Below are 6,400 nucleotides of genomic sequence, written 5' to 3'. Positions count from 1 at the left end.
CAGCAGGCGCTGGCGGCCCCCGTMCGGGTGGTCCCCGTCCGGCAGCCGGCGCAGGCGGCCCCCGCCCCGGCGCCCCGCGTCMGGCCGGCGCTCCCGGCGCTGGTCGTCCGGCAGGAGCCGGCGGAAACCGTCCGACTCCGGGCATGATGCCTAACCGCACCGAACGTCCCGCACCCGCAGGTGCAGGCCGTCCCGGTGGCGGCGGCCGTGGTCCGGGCCGTCCGGGTGGCGCTCCGGGTACCGGTGCTCCCGGTGCCGGTGGCGGCGCTCCGGCCGGTGGTGGCTTTGGTAAGGGCGGTCGCGGTCGCGGCGGCACCCAGGGCGCCTTCGGTAAGGGCGGCGCAGGACGCGGCAAGCAGCGCAAGTCGAAGCGTGCCAAGCGTCAGGAACTGGAGCAGATGAGTGCTCCGTCGCTGGGCGGCGTAAGCGTGCCCCGCGGCGATGGCACCACCGTAGTCCGGCTTCGCCGTGGCTCGTCCATCACGGACTTTGCCGACAAGATCGAGGCAAACCCCGCAGCACTGGTCACCGTTCTGTTCCACCTCGGCGAAATGGCCACGGCCACGCAGTCGCTGGATGAAGAGACGTTTGCCCTGCTGGGCGAGGAACTTGGCTACAAGCTGCAGGTTGTTTCGCCGGAGGACGAAGAGCGCGAGCTGCTCTCCACCTTCGACATCGACTTCGAGGCCGAACTCGAAGCCGAAGGCGACGAAGACCTCGAGGCACGTCCTCCGGTTGTCACCGTCATGGGTCACGTTGACCACGGTAAGACCCGCCTGCTCGATGCCATCCGCAAGTCCGACGTCATGGCGGGCGAGCACGGCGGCATCACGCAGCACATCGGTGCTTACCAGGTCACGCACAACCACGAAGGCATCGATCGCAAGATCACCTTCATCKATACTCCGGGCCACGAGGCGTTCACCGCCATGCGTGCCCGTGGTGCGAAGGTCACTGACATCGCCATCCTGGTGGTCGCAGCGGATGACGGCGTGATGCCGCAGACCGTTGAAGCCCTCAACCACGCCCAGGCGGCCAACGTGCCGATCGTTGTGGCCGTGAACAAGATCGATAAGGAAGGCGCCAACCCGGACAAGGTCCGCGGCCAGCTGACCGAGTACGGCCTGGTTCCGGAAGAATACGGTGGCGACACCATGTTCGTGGAGGTCTCTGCCCGCCAGAACCTCAACATCGACGAGCTCCTCGGCGCCGTCCTGCTCACCGCAGACGCTGCCCTGGACATGCGCGCCAACCCGAACAAGGACGCCCGCGGTATCGCGATCGAAGCCAACCTGGACAAGGGCCGCGGTTCCGTCGCCACCGTCCTGGTTCAGTCCGGTACGCTGCACGTCGGMGACACCATCGTGGCAGGCACGGCCCACGGCCGCGTCCGTGCGATGTTCGACGACGACGGCAGCGCCCTGACCGAGGCCGGCCCGTCCCGCCCCGTGCAGGTGCTGGGTCTGTCCAACGTCCCGCGTGCCGGTGACACCTTCTTCRTGACCGCTGACGAGCGCACCGCCCGCCAGATCGCCGAGAAGYGTGAAGCTGCCGACCGCAACGCCGCCCTGGCCAAGCGCCGCAAGCGCATCAGCCTGGAAGACTTCGACCAGGCCGTCGCCGAAGGCAAGATCGACACCCTCAACCTCATCCTCAAGGGTGACGTTTCCGGTGCCGTGGAAGCCCTCGAAGACGCGCTGCTCAAGATCGACGTCGGCGAGGGTGTCCAGCTCCGCGTCATCCACCGCGGTGTCGGTGCGATCACGCAGAACGACGTCAACCTGGCAACGGTCGACAGCGCCGTCATCATCGGTTTCAACGTCAAGCCCGCCGAGCGTGTTGCCGAACTGGCAGACCGCGAAGGCGTGGACATGCGCTTCTACTCCGTCATCTACGCAGCAATCGATGACATTGAGGCAGCCCTCAAGGGCATGCTCAAGCCGGAGTACGAAGAGGTCCAGCTTGGCACCGCCGAGGTTCGCGAAGTGTTCCGTTCTTCCAAGTTCGGCAACATTGCAGGCTCGATCGTCCGCTCCGGTGTTATCCGGCGCAACGCCAAGGCCCGCATCACCCGCGACGGCAAGATCATCGGCGACAACCTCACCGTTGAGACGCTCAAGCGCTTCAAGGACGACGCCACCGAGGTCCGCACGGACTTCGAGTGTGGTATMGGTCTTGGCTCGTACAACGACATCAACGAAGGTGACATCATCGAGACCTTCGAGATGCGCGAAAAGCCGCGCGTCTAGGTTGGTTTAGCAGTTATGGCGGKGAGCCTCCGAGTTTTGGGGGCGCCCCGCCCCTACGCTGGGCGGCACTGGATCTGCGATCCCGTGCCGCCCAGCTCCGGTAGGCCCGATGCCACTCCCGGGCGCCCCCAAAACTCTCCGGCATCGTCATAGACTCACCATAGGCGCGTGGCAGCAAAGGCAACTCAAAAGGCCAAACCGCAACCCCGCCGTAGTACATCCAAATTTTTAGGAGTGGAAATGGCTGATCCCGCACGGGCTGCCAAGTTGGCGCAGCGGATTAAAGTTGTCGTTGCTGAGGCCCTGGGCCGGCGGGTGAAGGATCCTCGGCTTGAGGGCGTCACCGTGACCGACTCGCGGGTGACCAACGACCTGCAGCACGCCACCGTCTACTACACGGTATTCGRTGACGAAGTGGCCCAGGCTGATGCTGCCAAGGGGCTCGAGAAGGCCAAGGGCGTGCTGCGTCAGGAAGTCGGCCGGAATATCACCGTGCGCCTGACTCCGACCATCGAATTCGTGGCGGACCAGATTCCGGTCAACGCCTCGAACCTGGAGGAACTGCTCCGGGCGGCGAAGAAGCGCGACGCCKAGGTGGCGGCGCTGGCCGAAGGCGCCAAGCACGCCGGGGACGCCGATCCTTACAAGTCCGACACCCCGGAGGACGTAGAGCTGGATGAGGACGACTTCKATGAAGAGGACCTGGATCTGATCGACAAAGACCAGATCGACGAGGACCGCAACAAGTAGTACCGCCCTCAACAGCAGTGGCCGGACCMGCAAAGGGTCCGGCCACTGCTGTTTCCGGTGGCGTTCCGGTTTCCTGGTTCCGGCCGCGGGACCTTTGACTCTACGCCCGTTCGGGGGCGGGGAGTCCCATGGAACCATGACTGCGGGTATGCGGGAAGGCGACGGCGCGTCGTGGAATCCAGCCTGATGAAGTGCCCGCACTGCGGGCAGACCAACCGGATTCCTGTTGCGGCTGCCGGGCATCCGCGCTGCGGCAACTGCCGCCGGGACCTGCCGTGGATTGTCGCGGCKGGCGACGCCGACTTCCCCCTGGTCGCAGAGAAGTCCTCCGTGCCGGCGCTCGTCGACTTCTGGGCGGCCTGGTGCGGGCCGTGCCGCATGGTCAGTCCGGTGCTGGACAAGCTGGCGCTGGAACGGGCCGGGGAGTTCAAGCTCGTKAAGGTTGACGTCGACACCTCTCCGGGGCTGTCCAAGCGGTTCGATATCCAGGCGATTCCAACGCTGCTTGTCATCAAGAACGGCGCGGTGGCAGCCCGCCAGGCCGGCGCGCCGCCGGCCGCGGCCCTCCGCAGCTGGCTCGACGCCGCGCTGGCCGCAGCTCCGAGGTGACCGTCCGGCCCGCATTACCGGCCTGTACTGCCTGGCCGCGTTTTACCGTCCGCACAGCGCGTTGATATGGAGGAAGCAATGACCGAGATCCTGCGTTACGAAGTCGGGTCGGGGACAGTGCTGGTGGAGGTCGAGGACAACAGTTTCGGCGTGGAGCGGCCTTCCCGCAACGAGCAGGGGATTCTCGACGCCGGTCGGCGCCTCGAGGACGCACTCTCGGCAGTCCGGCCGGCGGCCAACGCTGCCGCCGAGGTGATGAAGGAACTTGGTCCGGAACACCTGGAACTCCAGTTCGGGGTGAAGCTCGCGGGCGAGGCGGGAGCCATCATCGCCAAGAACTCCGCCGAAGCGCACTTCGTTATCCGGATGTCCTTCACCAAGGCTCCCGTGGCGGCTTTAGCGCCGGAGGAAGAGATCATGCTCTGATTCCCCGTCCGTGCGCCGCGGCGTAGCCGGCCTAGCGTCGCCTGGAACGCCCCCGGKCTCCCAGGCCGCCGCCCAGCACGGGAGATCCCATGCCCAGGAGGTAACCGAAGTCATACCAGTTCCCCGCGCGGGCGGAGTTGTAGAAGGGGAACTCATTCCAAAACCCGAAGACATGGGCGATCAGGACGATCCATGCCGTCAGCCCGTTCCAGAAACCCCACAGCAGGTCTTGCCACCACACGATGTACTCCCTTGGCTGGAATCCAGAGCGCCCGGACGAACCAGGACAACCCGAAACAAAGTTGGCCGGGCCGGCTGGGGGCGCCTTGTGCTCAGGCTATGGCGCCGGCAGTTCCGGCGATAGGGTCTGTGGACCCGGCAGTTTCGCCGGATGGGCCGGTTGGGGCCCCGCGTGCAGGGAGACGACCGAGGCCCTCCACGAGGTCAGCCTGGCTGCCGCAGAGCGCAATGCGGATCCAGCCCTCGCCGATCGAACCAAACGCCGTGCCGGGGGCGAAGGCCACGCCGTGGTCCGCCAGGAAGCGGCGCGTCCACGCCCGGACGTCCCCGCCGCTGACGTGGGACACATCCGCCCACAGATAGAACGCGCCCTGGGCCGTGAGGTACGGGATGCCATGGGAGTGCAGCACCGCCGAGGCCGCATCGCGGTTGGCCCGGTAGTGGGCGCGCGCGTGGCTGACATAGTCCTGGGGGCCGGTCAGGGCCGCCAGCGCGGCGTACTGCGACGGCGACGCCACGCAGGACACGATCGCCTCCATGACATTGTTCATCTTCTGCTCGAGCCCCGGCGGGCAGATCAGCGCGCCGATGCGGAGCCCCGTGAGTCCATAGGTTTTGGACAGCGTGAGCGAGGTGAACACCCGGGCTTCGCCCGGGATCTCACTGTCGAACMTGGCCGGACTGACGTGCGGGACATCGTACGTGAACGCCTCGTAGCATTCGTCCGAGATGATCCACAGATCGTGCCGCCTGGCCAGCTCCACGAGGCGGCGCGTCAGGTCCTCGCCCAGGACAGCGCCGAGCGGGTTGGACGGGGAATTCAGGATCAGCACTTTAGTCCGCGGCGTKATGAGGGCCTCGATGTCCTCGATCCGCGGCTGGAAGTCGTGCTCCGGGTAGAGCKGGTAGCGGACGGGGACGGCGTGCAGGAGGCTGCTGGTCATTGCGAAGGTCGGGTAGCCAGGGTTGGGAATGAGGATCTCGTCGCCGGGGGAGAGCAGCAGGCTCATKGCAAAGTGCAGGCCCTGCTGGGCGCCGTCGACCACGTAGACGCGGTCCGCGCCGACCGGCGTCGCGTTGTGCTCGCGGAACCGCGAGGCGAATGCCTCGCGCAGGGCTGGGATCCCGGCGTTGGGCGTGTAGTTGGTCTCGTCCCGCTCGAGGCATGCCATTCCGGCTTCGAGGACGTGGCGGGGGACGGCGAAACCTGGCTCGCCGATACTCAGCACGATCGCACCGGGCGTTCCCCAGGCGGCTTCGGTGATCTCCCGGATMTGGTTGATCGGGACCTCGCGGACATGTGCGGCAAGCTCGGGCATGTCTGCCATCCTAACGGGCGGCGTTCGCGATGGGCGCTTTGGCCGGGCGCCGGTCCGCGGCCGGTCCGTGGGCCGTGGGCCGTGGGGCACGGCTGGCCCGCATATACTGGGAGGCGTGCTTTCTGGACTGGTGATAGTGGACAAGCCGCAAGGCTGGACCAGCCACGATGTGGTTGGACGGATGCGGCGTATCGCCGGTACCCGGAAGGTCGGCCACGCCGGGACACTGGATCCGATGGCCACCGGCGTTCTTGTGGTCGGCATCAACAAGGCCACCCGGCTGCTGACTTACATCGTGGGCACGTCCAAGACCTACACCGMCACCATCAGGCTGGGCGAATCCACCGTGACGGACGACGCCGAAGGTGAAGTCACTGCCACCCGCACCACCACCGGTATCACCGAAGACGCCATCCGCGCCGGCGTCGCCGCGCTGACCGGAGAAATCMAACAGGTTCCCAGCAGCGTCAGCGCCATCAAGGTCAATKGCGAACGCGCCTACGCGCGGGTCCGTTCCGGTGAAGAGGTCAAGCTGGCAGCCCGGCCCGTGACGATCCACCGCTTTGAGGTCCACGAGATGCGCCGCGTGAGCGTGGGCGAGGCTGCCGGTGAGGCGGTGGATGTGGACGTCACGGTGGAGTGCTCCTCGGGAACCTACATCCGCGCCCTGGCCCGCGATCTCGGCGAGGCTCTCGGCGTCGGGGGTCACCTGACGGCACTCCGCAGGACCCAAGTGGGTCCCTACACGCTTGACCAGGCGCACACCCTCGAAGAACTGGCGGAGACGCTGGACGTCCTGGAGATGTC

The 6,400-nt window shown here is 66.6% G+C and carries 7 protein-coding genes; 5 read left to right on the top strand and 2 right to left on the bottom strand.

The features are described 5' to 3' along the window. From infB to AC1DBQ_RS20630, 4 genes are all read left to right on the top strand, one after another. On the top strand, positions 1-2,249 hold a 2,249-nt coding region (infB, locus tag AC1DBQ_RS20645), incomplete at its 5' end, for a translation initiation factor IF-2 (RefSeq protein ID WP_476930286.1). Positions 2,250-2,489: 240 nt separating this feature from the next. Further along, positions 2,490-2,999, top strand: coding sequence for a 30S ribosome-binding factor RbfA (gene rbfA, locus AC1DBQ_RS20640; protein ID WP_476930285.1), 510 nt, complete (start codon positions 2,490-2,492; stop codon positions 2,997-2,999). Positions 3,000-3,185: 186 nt separating this feature from the next. Further along, positions 3,186-3,608: a thioredoxin gene (gene trxA / locus AC1DBQ_RS20635; protein ID WP_476930287.1), complete on the top strand. Its 423-nt coding sequence runs from the start codon at positions 3,186-3,188 to the stop codon at positions 3,606-3,608. A gap of 78 nt (positions 3,609-3,686) precedes the next feature. Continuing rightward, on the top strand, positions 3,687-4,034 hold the full coding sequence (locus AC1DBQ_RS20630) for a CU044_2847 family protein (protein ID WP_116768803.1): 348 nt from the start codon (positions 3,687-3,689) through the stop codon (positions 4,032-4,034). Between the two features lie 31 nt (positions 4,035-4,065). On the opposite strand, the gene AC1DBQ_RS20625 is transcribed toward AC1DBQ_RS20630, so the two are convergent. After that, a complete protein-coding gene (locus tag AC1DBQ_RS20625) occupies positions 4,066-4,275 on the bottom strand; it encodes a hypothetical protein (protein ID WP_476930284.1) in 210 nt (69 codons plus the stop codon). 91 nt (positions 4,276-4,366) lie between these two features. Next, positions 4,367-5,593 (bottom strand): pyridoxal phosphate-dependent aminotransferase, encoded by a 1,227-nt coding sequence (locus AC1DBQ_RS20620; protein WP_476930283.1) that lies wholly within the window; start codon positions 5,591-5,593, stop codon positions 4,367-4,369. Between the two features lie 115 nt (positions 5,594-5,708). On the opposite strand from AC1DBQ_RS20620, the gene truB reads away from it, so the two are divergent. Further along, positions 5,709-6,400: tRNA pseudouridine(55) synthase TruB (truB, locus tag AC1DBQ_RS20615; RefSeq protein ID WP_476930282.1), on the top strand; the 692-nt coding region annotated here is incomplete at its 3' end.

The sequence above is a fragment of the Arthrobacter sp. 10T413_2 genome (assembly GCF_056394205.1).
The sequence above is the reverse complement of the archived record's forward strand: the minus strand, read 5'-3'. Positions and strand labels throughout refer to the sequence as shown.